The 14,679-nt window shown below is 71.4% G+C and carries 17 protein-coding genes; 16 read left to right on the forward strand and 1 reads right to left on the reverse strand.

Going from position 1 to position 14,679, the window contains the following annotated elements; genetic code table 11:
* The first annotated feature begins 114 nt into the window (after positions 1 to 114).
* Entirely contained in the window at positions 115 to 1,674 is a 1,560-nt protein-coding gene (gene ffh / locus HNQ79_RS23945) for a signal recognition particle protein (protein WP_185034407.1), read from the forward strand.
* Between the two features lie 172 nt (positions 1,675 to 1,846).
* On the opposite strand, the gene HNQ79_RS23950 is transcribed toward ffh, so the two are convergent.
* Positions 1,847 to 2,683: an SAM-dependent methyltransferase gene (locus tag HNQ79_RS23950; RefSeq protein ID WP_185034409.1), complete on the reverse strand. Its 837-nt coding sequence runs from the start codon at positions 2,681 to 2,683 to the stop codon at positions 1,847 to 1,849.
* Positions 2,684 to 3,226: 543 nt separating this feature from the next.
* Here HNQ79_RS23950 and HNQ79_RS23955 point away from each other — a divergent pair.
* The 15 genes from HNQ79_RS23955 to dprA all read left to right on the forward strand — a co-directional run bounded on the left by HNQ79_RS23955 (position 3,227) and on the right by dprA (position 14,611).
* Positions 3,227 to 3,820 (forward strand): hypothetical protein, encoded by a 594-nt coding sequence (locus HNQ79_RS23955; RefSeq protein WP_185034411.1) that lies wholly within the window; start codon positions 3,227 to 3,229, stop codon positions 3,818 to 3,820.
* A gap of 191 nt (positions 3,821 to 4,011) precedes the next feature.
* On the forward strand, positions 4,012 to 4,452 hold the full coding sequence (gene rpsP / locus HNQ79_RS23960) for a 30S ribosomal protein S16 (RefSeq protein ID WP_185034413.1): 441 nt from the start codon (positions 4,012 to 4,014) through the stop codon (positions 4,450 to 4,452).
* Positions 4,453 to 4,454: 2 nt separating this feature from the next.
* On the forward strand, positions 4,455 to 4,694 hold the full coding sequence (locus HNQ79_RS23965) for an RNA-binding protein (protein ID WP_067164759.1): 240 nt from the start codon (positions 4,455 to 4,457) through the stop codon (positions 4,692 to 4,694).
* 182 nt (positions 4,695 to 4,876) lie between these two features.
* Positions 4,877 to 5,434, forward strand: coding sequence for a ribosome maturation factor RimM (gene rimM / locus HNQ79_RS23970; RefSeq protein WP_185034414.1), 558 nt, complete (start codon positions 4,877 to 4,879; stop codon positions 5,432 to 5,434).
* The gene (gene trmD / locus HNQ79_RS23975) at positions 5,434 to 6,255 is read left to right on the forward strand and encodes a tRNA (guanosine(37)-N1)-methyltransferase TrmD (protein WP_185034416.1); all 822 of its coding nucleotides are present in this window, start codon (positions 5,434 to 5,436) and stop codon (positions 6,253 to 6,255) included. Before rimM ends, trmD begins: the two co-directional genes overlap by 1 nt.
* A 129-nt stretch (positions 6,256 to 6,384) precedes the next feature.
* Complete coding sequence (gene rplS / locus HNQ79_RS23980; RefSeq protein WP_185034418.1) at positions 6,385 to 6,735, forward strand: 50S ribosomal protein L19; 351 nt, start codon at positions 6,385 to 6,387, stop codon at positions 6,733 to 6,735.
* A gap of 44 nt (positions 6,736 to 6,779) precedes the next feature.
* Positions 6,780 to 7,610: a signal peptidase I gene (gene lepB / locus HNQ79_RS23985; RefSeq protein ID WP_185034420.1), complete on the forward strand. Its 831-nt coding sequence runs from the start codon at positions 6,780 to 6,782 to the stop codon at positions 7,608 to 7,610.
* A complete protein-coding gene (lepB, locus tag HNQ79_RS23990) occupies positions 7,603 to 8,724 on the forward strand; it encodes a signal peptidase I (protein WP_185034422.1) in 1,122 nt (373 codons plus the stop codon). The genes lepB (HNQ79_RS23985) and lepB (HNQ79_RS23990) overlap by 8 nt, the downstream gene beginning before the upstream one ends.
* Positions 8,606 to 9,574 carry a signal peptidase I gene (gene lepB, locus HNQ79_RS23995; protein WP_185034594.1) on the forward strand — a complete coding sequence of 323 codons (969 nt, stop codon included), beginning with the start codon at positions 8,606 to 8,608 and terminating at the stop codon, positions 9,572 to 9,574. The genes lepB (HNQ79_RS23990) and lepB (HNQ79_RS23995) overlap by 119 nt, the downstream gene beginning before the upstream one ends.
* A gap of 44 nt (positions 9,575 to 9,618) precedes the next feature.
* The gene (gene lepB / locus HNQ79_RS24000) at positions 9,619 to 10,344 is read left to right on the forward strand and encodes a signal peptidase I (protein ID WP_185034423.1); all 726 of its coding nucleotides are present in this window, start codon (positions 9,619 to 9,621) and stop codon (positions 10,342 to 10,344) included.
* Positions 10,341 to 10,895: an NUDIX hydrolase gene (locus tag HNQ79_RS24005; RefSeq protein ID WP_185034424.1), complete on the forward strand. Its 555-nt coding sequence runs from the start codon at positions 10,341 to 10,343 to the stop codon at positions 10,893 to 10,895. The genes lepB (HNQ79_RS24000) and HNQ79_RS24005 overlap by 4 nt, the downstream gene beginning before the upstream one ends.
* Before the next feature lie 55 nt (positions 10,896 to 10,950).
* On the forward strand, positions 10,951 to 11,259 hold the full coding sequence (locus HNQ79_RS24010; RefSeq protein ID WP_185034425.1) for a DUF2469 domain-containing protein: 309 nt from the start codon (positions 10,951 to 10,953) through the stop codon (positions 11,257 to 11,259).
* A gap of 168 nt (positions 11,260 to 11,427) precedes the next feature.
* The gene (locus HNQ79_RS24015; RefSeq protein ID WP_185034426.1) at positions 11,428 to 11,814 is read left to right on the forward strand and encodes a YraN family protein; all 387 of its coding nucleotides are present in this window, start codon (positions 11,428 to 11,430) and stop codon (positions 11,812 to 11,814) included.
* A complete protein-coding gene (locus tag HNQ79_RS24020; protein WP_185034427.1) occupies positions 11,814 to 13,445 on the forward strand; it encodes a YifB family Mg chelatase-like AAA ATPase in 1,632 nt (543 codons plus the stop codon). Before HNQ79_RS24015 ends, HNQ79_RS24020 begins: the two co-directional genes overlap by 1 nt.
* Positions 13,442 to 14,611 carry a DNA-processing protein DprA gene (dprA, locus tag HNQ79_RS24025; protein WP_229923649.1) on the forward strand — a complete coding sequence of 390 codons (1,170 nt, stop codon included), beginning with the start codon at positions 13,442 to 13,444 and terminating at the stop codon, positions 14,609 to 14,611. The genes HNQ79_RS24020 and dprA overlap by 4 nt, the downstream gene beginning before the upstream one ends.
* Positions 14,612 to 14,679: the final 68 nt, after the last annotated feature.

A 14,679-nucleotide genomic window follows, 5' to 3' on the forward strand; every position in this document is an offset into this window, starting at 1 on the left:
ACGCTGCGCAGCCGTCGTTCGCCGGACTCCGGCAGGCGGGGGCCGACGTTTTGCCGGGCCGGATACTCTGGGGGGCCAAGGACTCCGCCCCCAACCCGAGGATCTGCGACCACAGTGTTCGATACCCTCTCCGATCGCCTTTCCGCGACTTTCAAGAATCTCCGGGGCAAGGGCCGCTTGTCCGAGGCGGACATCGACGCCACCGCCCGCGAGATCCGCATCGCCCTGCTGGAAGCGGACGTCGCCCTGCCGGTCGTCCGGGCCTTCATCAAGAAGGTCAAGGAGCGCGCCGCCGGGGCCGAGGTCTCCAAGGCGCTGAACCCCGCCCAGCAGATCATCAAGATCGTCAACGAGGAACTGGTCGGCATCCTCGGCGGCGAGACCCGTCGTCTGCGGTTCGCCAAGTCCGGCCCGACCGTGATCATGCTGGCGGGTCTCCAGGGTGCGGGCAAGACGACCCTCGCCGGAAAGCTGGGTCTCTGGCTCAAGGGTGAGGGGCACGCCCCGCTCCTCGTCGCCTGTGACCTCCAGCGTCCCAACGCCGTCAACCAGCTCAGCGTCGTCGCCGACCGTGCCGGTGTCGCCGTCTACGCGCCCCAGCCGGGCAACGGCGTCGGCGACCCGGTCACGGTCGCCAAGGACTCCATCGAGTACGCGAAGACCAAGCAGTTCGACGTGGTCATCGTCGACACCGCCGGCCGCCTGGGCATCGACCAGGAGCTGATGCAGCAGGCCGCGGACATCCGCGACGCCGTCAGCCCGGACGAGATTCTCTTCGTCGTCGACGCGATGATCGGCCAGGACGCGGTCAACACCGCCGAGGCCTTCCGCGACGGCGTCGGCTTCGACGGTGTGGTGCTCTCCAAGCTCGACGGTGACGCCCGGGGCGGTGCCGCGCTCTCCATCGCGCACGTCACCGGCCGTCAGATCATGTTCGCCTCCAACGGCGAGAAGCTCGACGAGTTCGACGCGTTCCACCCGGACCGGATGGCCTCCCGCATTCTCGACATGGGTGACCTGCTCACCCTCATCGAGCAGGCGGAGAAGACGTTCAGTCAGGAAGAGGCCGCCAAAATGGCCTCCAAGCTGTCCTCCTCCAAGGGCGGCAAGGACTTCACGCTGGACGACTTCCTGGCCCAGATGGAGCAGGTCCGCAAGATGGGCTCGATCTCCAAGCTGCTCGGCATGCTGCCGGGCATGGGGCAGATCAAGGACCAGATCAACAACATCGACGAGAAGGACGTGGACCGCACCGCGGCCATCATCAAGTCGATGACCCCGGCGGAGCGCGCCGAGCCGACGATCATCAACGGTTCGCGCCGTGCCCGTATCGCCAAGGGCTCCGGTGTCGAGGTCAGCGCCGTGAAGAACCTGGTGGAGCGGTTCTTCGACGCCCGCAAGATGATGTCGAAGATGGCTCAGGGCGGTGGCATGCCCGGTATGCCGGGGATGCCCGGGATGGGTGGCGGTCCCGGCAAGCAGAAGAAGCAGATCAAGCAGGCCAAGGGCAAGCGCAAGTCCGGCAACCCGATGAAGCGCAAGGCCGAGGAGCAGGCGGCGGCCGAGCGGCGCGAGCAGGCCGCCCAGCAGGGCGGCGGCGCGTTCGGGCTGCCCGCGGGCCAGGGCGGCAAGGACTTCGAACTCCCGGACGAGTTCAAGAAGTTTATGGGCTGACCGTCCGGCACCTCGGTCCGTACGCCGTGGCCGCCCGTTCACGCGGGCGCCCACGGCGTACGTGTGTCAGCACGCCCGGACGGGCACAGCTCTGTACTGCCGCGCCGTACCCGTCCGCCCCCGCACACGTACCTTGCTGCCGCGCGTACTTCGGCGAGGAGGCGGAAGAACGCTACGGCTTACGGGCGATCAGATACCGGAAGACGTTCGGCATCCACACCGTCCCGTCCTCCCGCAGATGCGGATGCAGCGCCTCCACCAGTTCCTTCTCCACCTGCGCCGGGTCGGTCGCCCGTATCGCCGCGTCGAAGAGGCCGGTGGACATCAGACCCCGCACCGCGCTGTCCATGTCGCTGTACCCGAACGGGCAGGCGACCCGCCCCGAGCCGTCGGGCCGCAGTCCCGCCCGCGCCGCCACGTTCTCCAGATCGTCCCGCAGCGGGGCCCGCCAGCCGCCGGACGCGCGTGGCGGGTTGGTCAGCCGGGACGCCACCCGCAGCACCGCCGAGGTGGCGCAGCGCTCCGGCGGACCCCAGCCGGTCAGCACGACCGCGCTGCCGCGCCGCACCAGCGGCACCGCTTCGGCGAGAGCCGGCGCGAGGCAGTCGGTGTCCCCGGCCGCGCAGCCGATCGGCTCGAAGGCGGTCAGCAGGTTGTACGGAGTGCAGTCGGCGTCCGCGGTGTCGGCCGGGCCGCCGCAGACCACGGCGGCCGTCCCGGTCCCGGGCGTCCCCTCGTCGTGGAGCCGGGTCCTGGCGAGCGCCACGCGCCCGGGGTCGTCGTCCACCCCGGCGACGCACGCGCCCCGCGACGCGGCGACGAGCAGGGCCAGACCCGACCCGCAGCCGAGGCCGAGCAGCCGGGTGGCGGGGCCCACCTCCAGCCGCGCGTACACCGCTTCGTAGAGCGGCACCAGCATCCGCTCCTGGATCTCGGCCCAGTCACGCGCGCGCGTGCCCCTGGGACCCGAAGCCGCGCTCGGGTGGTGCTGGACGAGCGTTGGTGTCATCGAAAGCGCCCCAATCCGCAGTGAGGTCGGTCGTGCCCGTTATGGCCACCCCCGTGCTGTGTGTGCGCATCGGCACTTCCCCCGTATGTCAGGGAACTCCGCATCCGTCCCCAAGTCCAGTGGGCGGCGGGGCATTACTCGCGTGCTCCGGGAGTGCGCCCCCTGTATTTGGCCCCGCGTGCGCCCTGTACGGGTGAGTCGTGGTACGTACTCCGTCCGGGTGAACCCCGGGCGGGAGGCGGACCCACCGAGCTCCCGCGCGGGCGGTCGCGCGGATCGTGCGCCGCGCAGCGACAGGGCCCGGACCTGGGGCCGGCACACCGGAACCGGCTGCCCGCCGCCGTCCCGGCGGGGGCGGCGGCGGGTACGCGTGGAGGCGTACCGGCCGATACGCACCGCCCTGGCGTCCGTCGCGCCGGTTCTCCGCGAATCGGCGCACCCGCCCCTCGGCGCGAGGCATCAGCGGGAACTGACTGGTACGTGCAAATTATTTGGGATGCCCCGGAATAGGAACACGGAAGCCCTCCGGCTCGTTGTCACGTCGTGAGCACGACACCACCTGTCCTCGCCGCAGAACTGGCGCAGGCGTGGGCCGACATCCAGCGGTACCACCCCGAGCTGCCCGATCTAGCCGCGCCCGAGTCCCTGATCGGAGAGTCCTCGTCCGCCTGCGGCGTGGCTCTCTCCTTCGAAAGACTGCTGCACGAGGCAGTCCACGGCATCGCCGCAGCCCGCGGCGTCCGTGACACCTCCCGCGCCGGTCGCTACCACAACCGCAGATTCCTTGCGATCGCCGAGGAGTTGGGCCTGGACCACCCCGAGGAGCCGCATCCCAGCAGCGGGTTCTCCCTGGTCGCGCTCAACCCCGAGGCGAAGCGCCGCTACCGTCCCACCATCGAGCGGCTGACCCGCGCCCTCAAGGCGCACACCGTCGCGACGGCCGCCGACACCAAGCGCTCCTTCCGCGGCCCCGCCGCACGGCACGGGTCCTCCGGGGGAGGGGTGCGGGTCAAGGCCGTCTGCGACTGCGGGCGCAACGTCCGCGTCGTGCCGTCGGTGCTGGCGCAGGCCCCGATCGTGTGCGGCGGCTGCGGCAAACCGTTCCGCATTCCGGACGTGGTGGCCGCCGCCGGCTGAGGCAGCAGAGCGTGACCAGGGCCGGGGAACGGCGTGTGCCGCAGCTGTGGCACAATGGACAGCTGTACTCGACAGCCGCACAGGACCCCTCTCTCCTCCGGCTGACGCGTCCATCGGGCACCCCGAGTACCGCAACCCCACGTGGCATCCCGTTGTGCCCAACCACGTCAATTCCAGGAGAGACCACTCCCGTGCTCAAGATCAAGCTGAAGCGCCTCGGCAAGATCCGTTCGCCGCACTACCGCATCGTCGTCGCCGATGCCCGTGTGCGCCGTGACGGCCGTGCCATCGAAGAGATCGGCCTGTACCACCCGGTGCAGAACCCCTCGCGCATCGAGGTCAACGCCGAGCGTGCGCAGTACTGGCTGTCCGTCGGCGCCCAGCCGACCGACGCCGTTCTCGCCATCCTGAAGCTCACGGGTGACTGGCAGGCCCACAAGGGCCTTCCGGCCCCCGCGCCGCTGCTCCAGCCGGCGGCGAAGGAAGACAAGCGCGCTTCCTTCGACGCCTTCGCGAAGGCTCTTGAGGGTGGCGACGCCAAGGGCGAGGCCATCACCCCCAAGGCGAAGAAGGCCGACAAGAAGGCGGACGAGGCTCCGGCCGACGCTGCCGCTGAGTCGACCGAGGCCTGAGCATGCTCGAGGAGGCTCTTGAGCACCTCGTGAAGGGCATCGTGGACAACCCCGACGACGTGCAGGTCGCCTCGCGCACCCTGCGTCGCGGACGCGTTCTCGAAGTCCGGGTGCACCCCGACGACCTCGGCAAGGTGATCGGCCGCAACGGCCGTACCGCCCGTGCCCTGCGTACCGTCGTCGGGGCCATCGGTGGCCGTGGCATCCGCGTCGACCTCGTCGACGTGGACCAGGCCCACTGATCATCGGGCAGTCGCCGAGCATCAGGCAGTAGAGCATTACCGGCAGGGGCCGGGGAGGGCTGAGGCCCGCCCCGGCCCGTTGTCGTTTTCCGTACGCTTGCCGACGGACCGGGTACGCGCGGGTCCGCCGTACCCGTACCGGGCGGGTCGTGCCGTATCCGTACGAAGAGGAGAGAACGAGAGTGCAGCTGGTAGTCGCGCGGATCGGCCGCGCCCACGGCATCAAGGGCGAGGTCACCGTCGAGGTGCGCACGGACGAGCCGGAACTGCGGCTCGGCCCCGGAGCCGTCCTGACCACGGACCCGGCAGCGGTGGGCCCGCTGACCGTGGAGACCGGCCGGGTGCACAGCGGCAGGCTGCTGCTGCGCTTCGAGGGCGTCAAGGACCGCACGGCGGCCGAGGCCCTGCGCAACACCCTCCTGATCTCCGACGTCGACCCCGGGGCGAGCCCCGAGGACCCCGAGGAGTTCTACGACCACCAGCTGGTCGACCTCGACGTGGTGCTCGCCGACGGCACCGGGATCGGCCGGATCACCGAGATCACGCACCTGCCCTCGCAGGACCTGTTCATCGTGGAGCGCCCCGACGGCAGCGAGGTGATGATCCCGTTCGTGGAGGAGATCGTCACCTCGATCGACCTGGACGAGCAGCGCGCGGTGATCGACCCGCCGCCCGGCCTGATCGACGACAGCGAGGCGGTCGTGGCCTCCAGCAGGGAAGACGAAGAGGACGCGCGCTGATGCGGCTCGACGTCGTCACGATCTTCCCCGAGTACCTGGAACCGCTGAACGTCTCCCTCGTCGGCAAGGCACGCGCGCGCGGTGTCCTCGACGTCCAGGTGCACGACCTGCGCCGGTGGACCTACGACCGGCACAGCACCGTCGACGACACCCCCTACGGCGGCGGCCCCGGCATGGTCATGAAGCCCGACCCGTGGGGCGCGTGCGTCGACGAGGCGCTCGCCGACGGGTACGAGGCGGGCGCCCACGGCCCCGTCATGGTCGTGCCCACGCCCAGCGGACGCCCCTTCACCCAGGAGCTCGCGGTCGAACTCTCGGCGCGTCCCTGGCTGCTCTTCGCGCCCGCCCGTTACGAGGGCATCGACCGTCGTGTGATGGACGAGTACGCGACGCGGATGCCGGTGTACGAGGTCTCCATCGGGGACTACGTTCTGGCCGGCGGCGAGGCGGCGGTCCTGGTGATCACCGAGGCGGTCGCCCGGCTACTGCCCGGCGTGCTCGGCAACGCGGAGTCCCACCAGGACGACTCGTTCGCGCCCGGCGCGATGGCCGATCTCCTGGAGGGGCCCGTGTACACCAAGCCCCCCGAGTGGCGCGGGCGCGGCATCCCGGACGTGCTCCTCAGCGGGCACCACGGGAAGATCGCGCGCTGGCGGCGGGACGAGGCGTTCCGCCGCACCACCGCTCACCGGCCCGACCTTATCGAGCGCTCGGACCCCGCCGCCTTCGACAAGAAGGACCGCGAGATGCTCTCCATCCTGGGCTGGCGGCCGGGCCCGGACGGCCGATTTTGGCGCGACCCCGGGGCCGTGGAACAATAAGCAGCTGTTGTCCGTCCGCGTGCGCCCCTGCCACAGGGGGAACGACGCCCGTCCGACGCGTACAGCATCCCCTTTCATCTCCGAAATGCCGCTGATGACCTGTGGCATCAGTGAAGAAAGCAGACTCACATGTCCCACCTGCTCGACTCCGTCGACGCTGCCTCGATCCGCAGCGACGTCCCCGCCTTCCGCCCCGGCGACACCGTGAACGTCCACGTGCGCGTCATCGAAGGCAACCGCTCCCGTGTGCAGCAGTTCAAGGGTGTCGTCATCCGCCGCCAGGGCGCGGGCGTCCGTGAGACCTTCACGGTCCGCAAGGTCTCTTTCTCCGTCGGCGTCGAGCGCACCTTCCCGGTGAACTCCCCGATCTTCGAGAAGATCGAGGTCATCACCCGCGGTGACGTGCGTCGCGCGAAGCTGTACTACCTGCGCGAGCTGCGCGGCAAGAAGGCGAAGATCAAGGAGAAGCGCGACAACTGATCGCGCCCAGGCGTCCGGAACCCGCCGGATAGGCTCGGGTTCCGATGGACACCGAAGCAGCACAGCACACGGAGCGCGACCGCTCTCCCGACCCCGGCAATGGGGACGGAGAGCGGTCGCGCTCCGCGCGTTCGTCCGGACATGACGAATCCACCGAGGACGCCATGTCCGGACAGAGCCACCGGCCCCCGTGGCGGAGCCCCCTGCTGTACACCGCCGCCTGCCTCACCTTCCTGCTGCTGCTCAGCGGCTTCGTGATGCAGCCCTTCCTCATCCCCAGCACCTCGATGCAGCCCGCTCTCGACGTGGGCGACCGGGTGCTCGTGAACAAGCTGGCGTACCGTTTCGGGGCCGTGCCGGAGCGCGGGGACATCGTGGTCTTCGACGGGACGGGCTCGTTCGTACGGGAGGAACCCTCGGCCGACCCGGTGACGGGGGCCCTGCGCCGGGCGGGCTCGGCGCTCGGACTGACGGAGCCCGCCGAGACCGATTTCGTGAAGCGGGTGGTGGGGGTGGGCGGTGACCGGGTGGTCTGCTGCGACAAGCGGGGGAGGCTCCAGGTGAACGGCCGGTCCGTGGACGAGACGTACCTCCACCCCGGGGACACCCCGTCCCGGGTGCCCTTCGACATCGTGGTACCGCAGGGCAGGCTGTGGATGCTCGGCGACCACCGGTCCCGCTCCAGCGACTCCCGCGACCACCTCGGCAGCCCCGGCGGCGGCATGGTGCCTGTCGAGCGCGTCATCGGCAGGGCGGACTGGACGGTGTGGCCGTTCGGACGGTGGGGCGCGACGGCACCCACCGGCGCCTTCGACGGCGTTCCGGACACCACGCACGCGACGGACGTACGACCACCGGCCGGGCCCCGTGGGTAGCCGTGGACGGGCCCGCGCGTCGTACGGGCAGGACGTCCCGCTGCCGACGGGGAGCCGGCCCCCCGCGCCCGGAGCCCCGGCGGAGGGAGCAGCCACCGAGCCGCGCAGTGCGCCGGGCCGGGCCGAGCGGCGCAAACTGGCCCGCCGGGTCAAACGGCGCCGGCGCAGGTCCGCGCTCAGGGAGATACCCGTCCTCGTAGGTGTGGCGCTGCTCATCGCGCTGGTCCTGAAGACCTTCCTGGTGCAGGCCTTCGTCATCCCGTCCGGTTCGATGGAACAGACGATCCGCATCGGCGACCGCGTGCTGGTCGACAAGCTGACCCCGTGGTTCGGCTCGCGTCCTCAGCGCGGCGAGGTGGTCGTCTTCCGGGACCCGGGCGGCTGGCTGGAGAAGGAGGCGGCCTCCGGAAAACCGGACCCGGTCGGGATCAAGCAGATCAAGGAGGGGCTGACCTGGATCGGGCTGCTGCCGTCGGCGGACGAGCAGGACCTCATCAAGCGCGTGGTCGCGGTCGGCGGGGACACCGTGAAGTGCTGCGACAGGAACGGTCGGGTCACCGTCAACGGCGTGCCGCTCAATGAACCCTACGTCTTTCCGGACGACCGCCCCTCGAAGATCCCCTTCGAAGTGGAGGTGCCCCCGGGGCGTCTCTTCGTCTTGGGGGACCACCGGTCGAACTCCGCCGATTCCCGGTACCACTTGAACGAGAAGTACCACGGAACGGTCGCGGAGGAGGGTGTTCTGGGCCGGGCCGTCGTCATCGCCTGGCCGATCGGGCACTGGCGCAAGCTGGAGGTCCCCGAGACCTTCGCCCGCATCCCCGCACCGCGAGCGGGGGCGGCTGCGGCGCCCGGACCGTCGAATAGGGTGGCGTCCCAGGACCGCCAGGTCCTCCTCCCGAGCCCAGGGGAACTCCCGCTCGTTATGGGAGTGATGGGCCTGCGCCTTCTCGGGCGCGGGCGGTGGCACGGAATGAGGAGTGGACGTGGGGGATGTGGCGGTCGGGGCCCGGTCCGGACACGACGGACCCGAGAAGGAGCCCGAGCCCGAGCGGCGCGCCGACGCGCCCCCGCCCACGACCCGGGGCCTGGCGACGGAGCAGCAGAACGGTGAAGCAGCGGTGAGCGACGCGGAGAACGGCCCCCGGAACGACGGCAGCAGCGAGGACGAGGGGACGAAGGCCGCGCGCAAGCCGCGCTCGTTCTGGAAGGAACTGCCTTTGCTGATCGGCATCGCGCTGGTCCTCGCCCTGCTGATCAAGACGTTTCTGGTGCAGGCCTTCTCGATCCCCTCGGAGTCGATGCAGGAGACGCTCCAGAAGGGCGACCGGGTACTGGTCGACAAACTGACCCCGTGGTTCGGGGCGGAGCCGGAGCGGGGCGAGGTCATCGTCTTCCACGACCCGGGCGACTGGCTCACCAACACCGCGGTGGCCGAGCCGAACGTCTTCCAGAAGGCGCTCAGCTTCATCGGCCTGATGCCGTCCGCCGAAGACAAGGACCTGATCAAGCGGGTCATGGCGGTCGGCGGCGACACCGTGGAGTGCAAGGCCGGCGGCTCGGTCACGGTCAACGGCAAGGCGCTCGACGACAAGTCGTACATCGCACCCAAGGGTGCCCCGTGCAACGACAACCCGTTCGGGCCGCTGAAGGTGCCGGACGGCAAGCTCTGGGTGATGGGCGACAACCGCTCGGACTCCATGGATTCCCGCTACCACGAGGAACTCACCACCAAGGGGTTCGTCAGCACCGACGAGGTCGTCGGCAGGGCCTTCGTCGTGGCGTGGCCGATCAACCGGTGGTCGACGCTGCCCGTGCCGGACACCTTCGAGCAGCAGGGGCTGGCGGGCGGGGCCGCCGCAGCCGCCGCCTCGGTGGCGCCCGGTGCGCTCGGCCTGGCAGGGGCGGTGCCGCTGGTGCTGTGGCGCCGCCGGAGGCTGACCGACGGGCGTACCGCCGGGTAGGGTGCCGTCCCGGATCGTGTTCTCCGAGGCGGGGGTGCGCTGGAATGGGCGGAGCAGAACGTACGGACGACGGCCGCGGCCGCCTCGGCGATGTGCTGTCGGGGCTGGCCGTGGCCGTCGGCTGTGTGCTCTTCCTCGGTGGATTCGCCTGGGGAGCGGTGGTGTACAAGCCGTACACCGTGCCGACGGACTCGATGGCCCCGGCCATCGGGACCGGTGACCGCGTGCTGGCACAGCGGCTGTCCGGCGACCCGGTGCGGCGCGGGGACGTGGTGGTCTTCAGCGATCCGGCGTGGGGGGACATGCCGATGGTGAAGCGGGTGGTCGGCGTCGGTGGCGACAAGGTCGTCTGCTGCGACAAGGACGACCGGCTCATCCTGAACGGCACGTCGATCGAAGAACCGTATCTGCACTCCCGGGACGGCGCGGGGTCCCGGCCCTTCAGCGCCACGGTGCCCGACGGCGAGCTCTTCCTCCTGGGCGACCGGCGCCGCACCTCGGTGGACTCCCGGGGGCATCTCATGGACACCGGCCGCGGCACGGTCCCGGTGTCGGAGGTGGCCGCCAGGGTGGACGCCGTCGCCTGGCCGGTCGGCGGCGTGCTGGAACGCCCACGGACCTTCGCGGGGATGCCCGGCGGGATCTCCGAGCCGGGGCCGGTACGGGCGGTGGTGACCGCGATCGTGGCCGGGGTGGTGCTCATCTTCGGCGGCGCGGCCTACGGGCCCCTGTCGAAGCTGGGCGGACGGCGTCGCGAGGCACGCGCATGACGACGGCGAACGGGGCCGGGGACGCCGAGCGGCCGCCCGCGGACCTCGGGGCGTGCGGCACCCAGGGCGGGCAGCGGCGCAGGGTCGCGCGGGTCGTTCTGCTCGACCCCCAGGACCGGATCCTGCTGCTGCACGGCTTCGAACCCGAGGACCCCGGCCGCACATGGTGGTTCACGCCCGGCGGCGGTCTGGAGGGCGAGGAGACGTGGGCAGAGGCGGCGCTGCGCGAACTCGCCGAGGAGACGGGGATCACGGACGTGGACCTCGGACCGGTGCTGTGGCAGCGGAAGTGCTCTTTCCCCTTCGACGGCCGCCGCTGGGACCAGGACGAATGGTTCTATTTGGCGCGCACGAGGCAGACCGCGACCGTGCTGACCGGGCTGACCGAGCTGGAACGGCGCAGTGTCGCGGGGCTGCGGTGGTGGTCCTCCGCCGCACTGTCCGCGACGCGTGAGACGGTGTACCCGACCAGGCTCGCCGAGTTGCTGCGCACGCTGCTCGACGAGGGTCCTCCGAGTACGCCGATCGTCCTGGCCCCGGAAATCGCATAGGGGCGTACGGGGCTGGCGCACAATAGGGGGACGCACGGCTGAAGGGGAACATGCCATGAGCGCCGAGGACCTCGAGAAGTACGAGACCGAGATGGAGCTGAAGCTCTACCGGGAGTACCGCGATGTCGTCGGTCTGTTCAAATACGTGATCGAGACCGAACGGCGCTTCTACCTCACCAACGACTACGAGATGCAGGTGCACTCGGTCCAGGGCGAGGTGTTTTTCGAAGTATCCATGGCGGACGCCTGGGTCTGGGACATGTACCGGCCCGCCAGGTTCGTCAAGCAGGTGCGGGTGCTCACGTTCAAGGACGTGAACGTGGAGGAGCTCAACAAGAGCGACCTGGAGCTGCCGGGCGGCTGAAGGACGGCGTCGTCCGGCTGAGGCTTCGCGTCCTGGCCGACGGAGGCCTGTGGGCACCGCTCGATGGAGCCTTCCGGGCGACCGGGTTTTCCACAACCCCGGAGTTTTCCACCAAGATCCACCGACTCGCGGGGAGTACGTCACATTCGGTTCCGGAGGTGGAACCGAATGAACGCGAAGAGTGAACGCACGCCGCGCACCGCACGCGGAAACCTCGGCCGCTACGGCGAGGACCTGGCGGCACGCCGGCTGGCCGAAGTAGGGATGACCGTCCTGGCGCGCAACTGGCGCTGCCGGGCGGGCGAGATCGACATCGTGGCCAGGGACGGCGACGCGATCGTCGTCTGCGAGGTCAAGACCCGGCGATCGGGACCCTTCCAGCACCCGATGGAAGCCGTCACGCCCAGGAAGGCCGAGCGGCTGCGCACCCTGGCGGAGCTCTGGCTGTACGAGCACGGCGGGCCGCCGCCGGGCGGCGCCAGGATCGACCTCGTGGGCGTCACACTGCCCCGGCGCGGGGCCCCGGTCCTGGAGCACGCACGGGGGGTGGCCTGATGGGTTTCGCACGTACGTGCTCCGTGGCGCTGGTCGGCGTCGAGGGCGTGGTGGTCGAGGTGCAGGCCGACCTGGAACCCGGTGTCGCGGCCTTCGCGCTGGTGGGACTGCCGGACAAGAGCCTGGTGGAGAGCAAGGACCGGGTGCGGGCGGCGGTGGTGAACTCTGGGGTCACCTGGCCGCAGAAGAAGCTCACGGTGGGGCTGAGCCCCGCCTCGGTGCCCAAGAGCGGAAGCGGCTTCGACCTGGCCGTCGCGGTCGCCGTGCTGAGCGCGGCGGAGCGGATCGACCCCAGGGAGATCGCCGACCTGGTCCTGGTCGGCGAACTCGGGCTCGACGGCCGGGTCAGACCGGTGCGGGGCGTCCTGCCGGCGGTGCTCGCCGCCGCCGAGGCCGGACACCGGCAGGTGGTCGTACCCGAACAGAGCGCTGCGGAGGCCTCGTTGGTGCCCGGCATCTCGGTACTGGGCGTACGCAGCCTGCGCCAGCTCATCGCCGTACTCGCCGGGGAGCAGGTGCCTGACGAGGAACCGGTGGAGGAGGGTCGGCCCGACACGATGCTGGCCGGGCTCATGGTGCCCGGCGCCGGGGCGGGCACCGGACTGGCGCCCGGCCGCAAGGACGCGCTGCCCGACCTCGCGGACGTGGGAGGACAGGAGGCGGCACGGCAGGCCCTGGAGATCTCCGCGGCAGGAGGCCACCACCTGCTGCTGCACGGCCCGCCGGGGGCCGGCAAGACGATGCTGGCCGAGCGGCTGCCGGGCCTGCTGCCGCCGCTCACCCGCCGGGAGTCCCTCGAAGTGACCGCCGTGCACTCGGTGGCGGGCATCCTGCCCCCGGGCGAACCGCTCGTGACGAGGGCCCCCTACTGCGCACCGCATCACTCGGCGACGATGCAGTCGCTCATCGGTGGCGGCAACGGGCTGCCGCGGCCGGGCGCGGTGTCCCTGGCCCACCGGGGAGTCCTCTTCATGGATGAAGCGCCCGAATTCGCCGGAAAGGCGCTCGACTCGCTGCGGCAGCCGCTGGAATCGGGGCACGTGGTGGTGGCGCGCAGCGCGGGCGTGGTGCGGCTGCCGGCCCGCTTCCTGCTGGTCCTGGCGGCGAATCCCTGCCCCTGCGGCAGGCACGGCTCGAAGGACTCCTCGTGCGACTGCGGCCCGCAGGTGGTCCGTCGCTACCAGGCGCGGGTGTCGGGGCCGCTCATCGACCGGGTCGACCTCAGGGTCCGGGTGGAGGCGGTGACGCGTGCGGACCTCACGGCCCGGGGAGGCCGCGGCGAGCGGACCGAAGCCGTCGCCGCCCGGGTGCGGGGAGCCAGGGAGCGGTCCGCCGTCCGGCTGGAGGGGACACCGTGGAGCAACAACAGCGAGGTGCCGGGCCACGAGCTGCGCACCCGCTGGCAGCCGGTGCCCGGAGCCCTCAAGGCGGCGGAACGGGACATGGACCGGGGGCTGCTGACCGCACGCGGCTTCGACCGGGTGCTGCGCGTCGCCTGGACCGTCGCCGACCTCCGGGGGCACGACCGGCCCGACGAGGCAGACCTGGCGGTGGCGCTCCAGCTGAGGACCGGCATCGAGCGGGGGGCGATCAAGGACCGCGGCGGCCTCGTGGCCGGAGGCGTGCGGTGAGCGCGGGCACGGCCGGGGCCGAGCGGCTGGCCAGGGCGGCCCTGACCGGGATCGTCGAGCCGGGGGACGAGGCCGGCGGGCGCTGGCTGCGGGACCACGGACCGGTGGAGCTGCTGCGACGGCTGACGGCGGCCGCTCCGGGACCGGACGAGGCGCTGGCAGGGGCGAGCGAGAAGCGCCTCGCGGGCTACCGCAACCGGGCGTCCGCGGTCGACCCGGCCCGCTACCTGGCGGCGGCCGACGCCGTCGGGGCCCGCCTCGTGTGTCCCGGCGACGGGGAATGGCCGAGCCAGCTGGACGACCTCGGCGACGCCAGGCCGGTCGGGCTCTGGGTGCGGGGCGCGCCGAACCTGCGGATGTGGGCGCTGCGGTCCGTCGCCGTCGTCGGAGCCCGGGCGTGCACACCGTACGGGGCGCACATGGCGGCGAGCCTCGGCGCGGGGCTCGCGGAACGCGGCTGGGTCGTGGTGTCGGGCGCGGCGTACGGCGTCGACGGGGCGGCCCACCGGGGCGTGCTGGGCGCGGGCGGGGCGACGGTCGCCGTCCTCGCCTGCGGGGTCGACGTCAACTACCCCCGCGGGCATGCCGAACTGATCTCCCGCGTCGCCGAACAGGGATTGGTGCTCGGCGAGTTGCCGCCCGGGAGCCACCCGACGCCCAGCAGGTTCGTCCTGCGCAACCGGGTCATCGCCGCGCTCACCCGCGGCACCGTCGTCGTCGAGGCCGAGTACCGCAGCGGATCACTGGTCACCGCACGCGGCGCCCAGCGCCTCGGCCGCTTCACGATGGGCGTGCCGGGCCCGGTGACCAGCGGACTCTCCGCCGGGGTGCACGAACTGCTGCGCGGCGAGGCCGTCCTGGTCACCGACGCCGCGGAAATCGTCGAACTGGTCGGTGGGATCGGCGACCTCGCACCCGCCCGACGCGGCCCCGTACTGCCCCGTGACCTCCTGGACCCGGTCACCGCACGGGTGCTCGAAGCGCTGCCGGGCCGTACCGCAGCCGACACGCGGAGCGTCGCCCGCGAGGCCGGGACGACCGGTGACGAGGCGCTCGCCAGGCTGTACGAACTGCACTCCCTGGGGTTCGTCGAACGACACGGCGACGGATGGCAGTTGGCACGGGGCGCGGCACGGGGCGTTCCGCCCCGGCGAGGCGGTGCTTGACCAGGGACGTCCGGGTGAAAAGGTGAAGAAGATGACCCTTAAATCGTGTACCGGACCACGACCGGAGC

Source organism: Streptomyces candidus (genome assembly GCF_014207445.1).
GTDB classification, from domain to species: domain Bacteria; phylum Actinomycetota; class Actinomycetes; order Streptomycetales; family Streptomycetaceae; genus Streptomyces; species Streptomyces candidus.

Excerpts from the sequence above, each read along its gene's own strand:
- HNQ79_RS24005 (WP_185034424.1), top strand. The coding sequence starts at position 10,341 with ATGACGACGGCGAACGGGGCCGGGGACGCCGAGCGGCCGCCCGCGGAC.
- HNQ79_RS23965 (WP_067164759.1), top strand. The coding sequence starts at position 4,455 with ATGCTCGAGGAGGCTCTTGAGCACCTCGTGAAGGGCATCGTGGACAAC.
- HNQ79_RS24015 (WP_185034426.1), top strand. The coding sequence starts at position 11,428 with ATGAACGCGAAGAGTGAACGCACGCCGCGCACCGCACGCGGAAACCTC.
- lepB (WP_185034420.1), top strand. The coding sequence starts at position 6,780 with ATGGACACCGAAGCAGCACAGCACACGGAGCGCGACCGCTCTCCCGAC.
- trmD (WP_185034416.1), top strand. The coding sequence starts at position 5,434 with ATGCGGCTCGACGTCGTCACGATCTTCCCCGAGTACCTGGAACCGCTG.
- HNQ79_RS24020 (WP_185034427.1), top strand. The coding sequence starts at position 11,814 with ATGGGTTTCGCACGTACGTGCTCCGTGGCGCTGGTCGGCGTCGAGGGC.
- HNQ79_RS24010 (WP_185034425.1), top strand. The coding sequence starts at position 10,951 with ATGAGCGCCGAGGACCTCGAGAAGTACGAGACCGAGATGGAGCTGAAG.
- rplS (WP_185034418.1), top strand. The coding sequence starts at position 6,385 with ATGTCCCACCTGCTCGACTCCGTCGACGCTGCCTCGATCCGCAGCGAC.
- lepB (WP_185034423.1), top strand. The coding sequence starts at position 9,619 with ATGGGCGGAGCAGAACGTACGGACGACGGCCGCGGCCGCCTCGGCGAT.
- HNQ79_RS23950 (WP_185034409.1), bottom strand. The coding sequence starts at position 2,683 with ATGACACCAACGCTCGTCCAGCACCACCCGAGCGCGGCTTCGGGTCCC.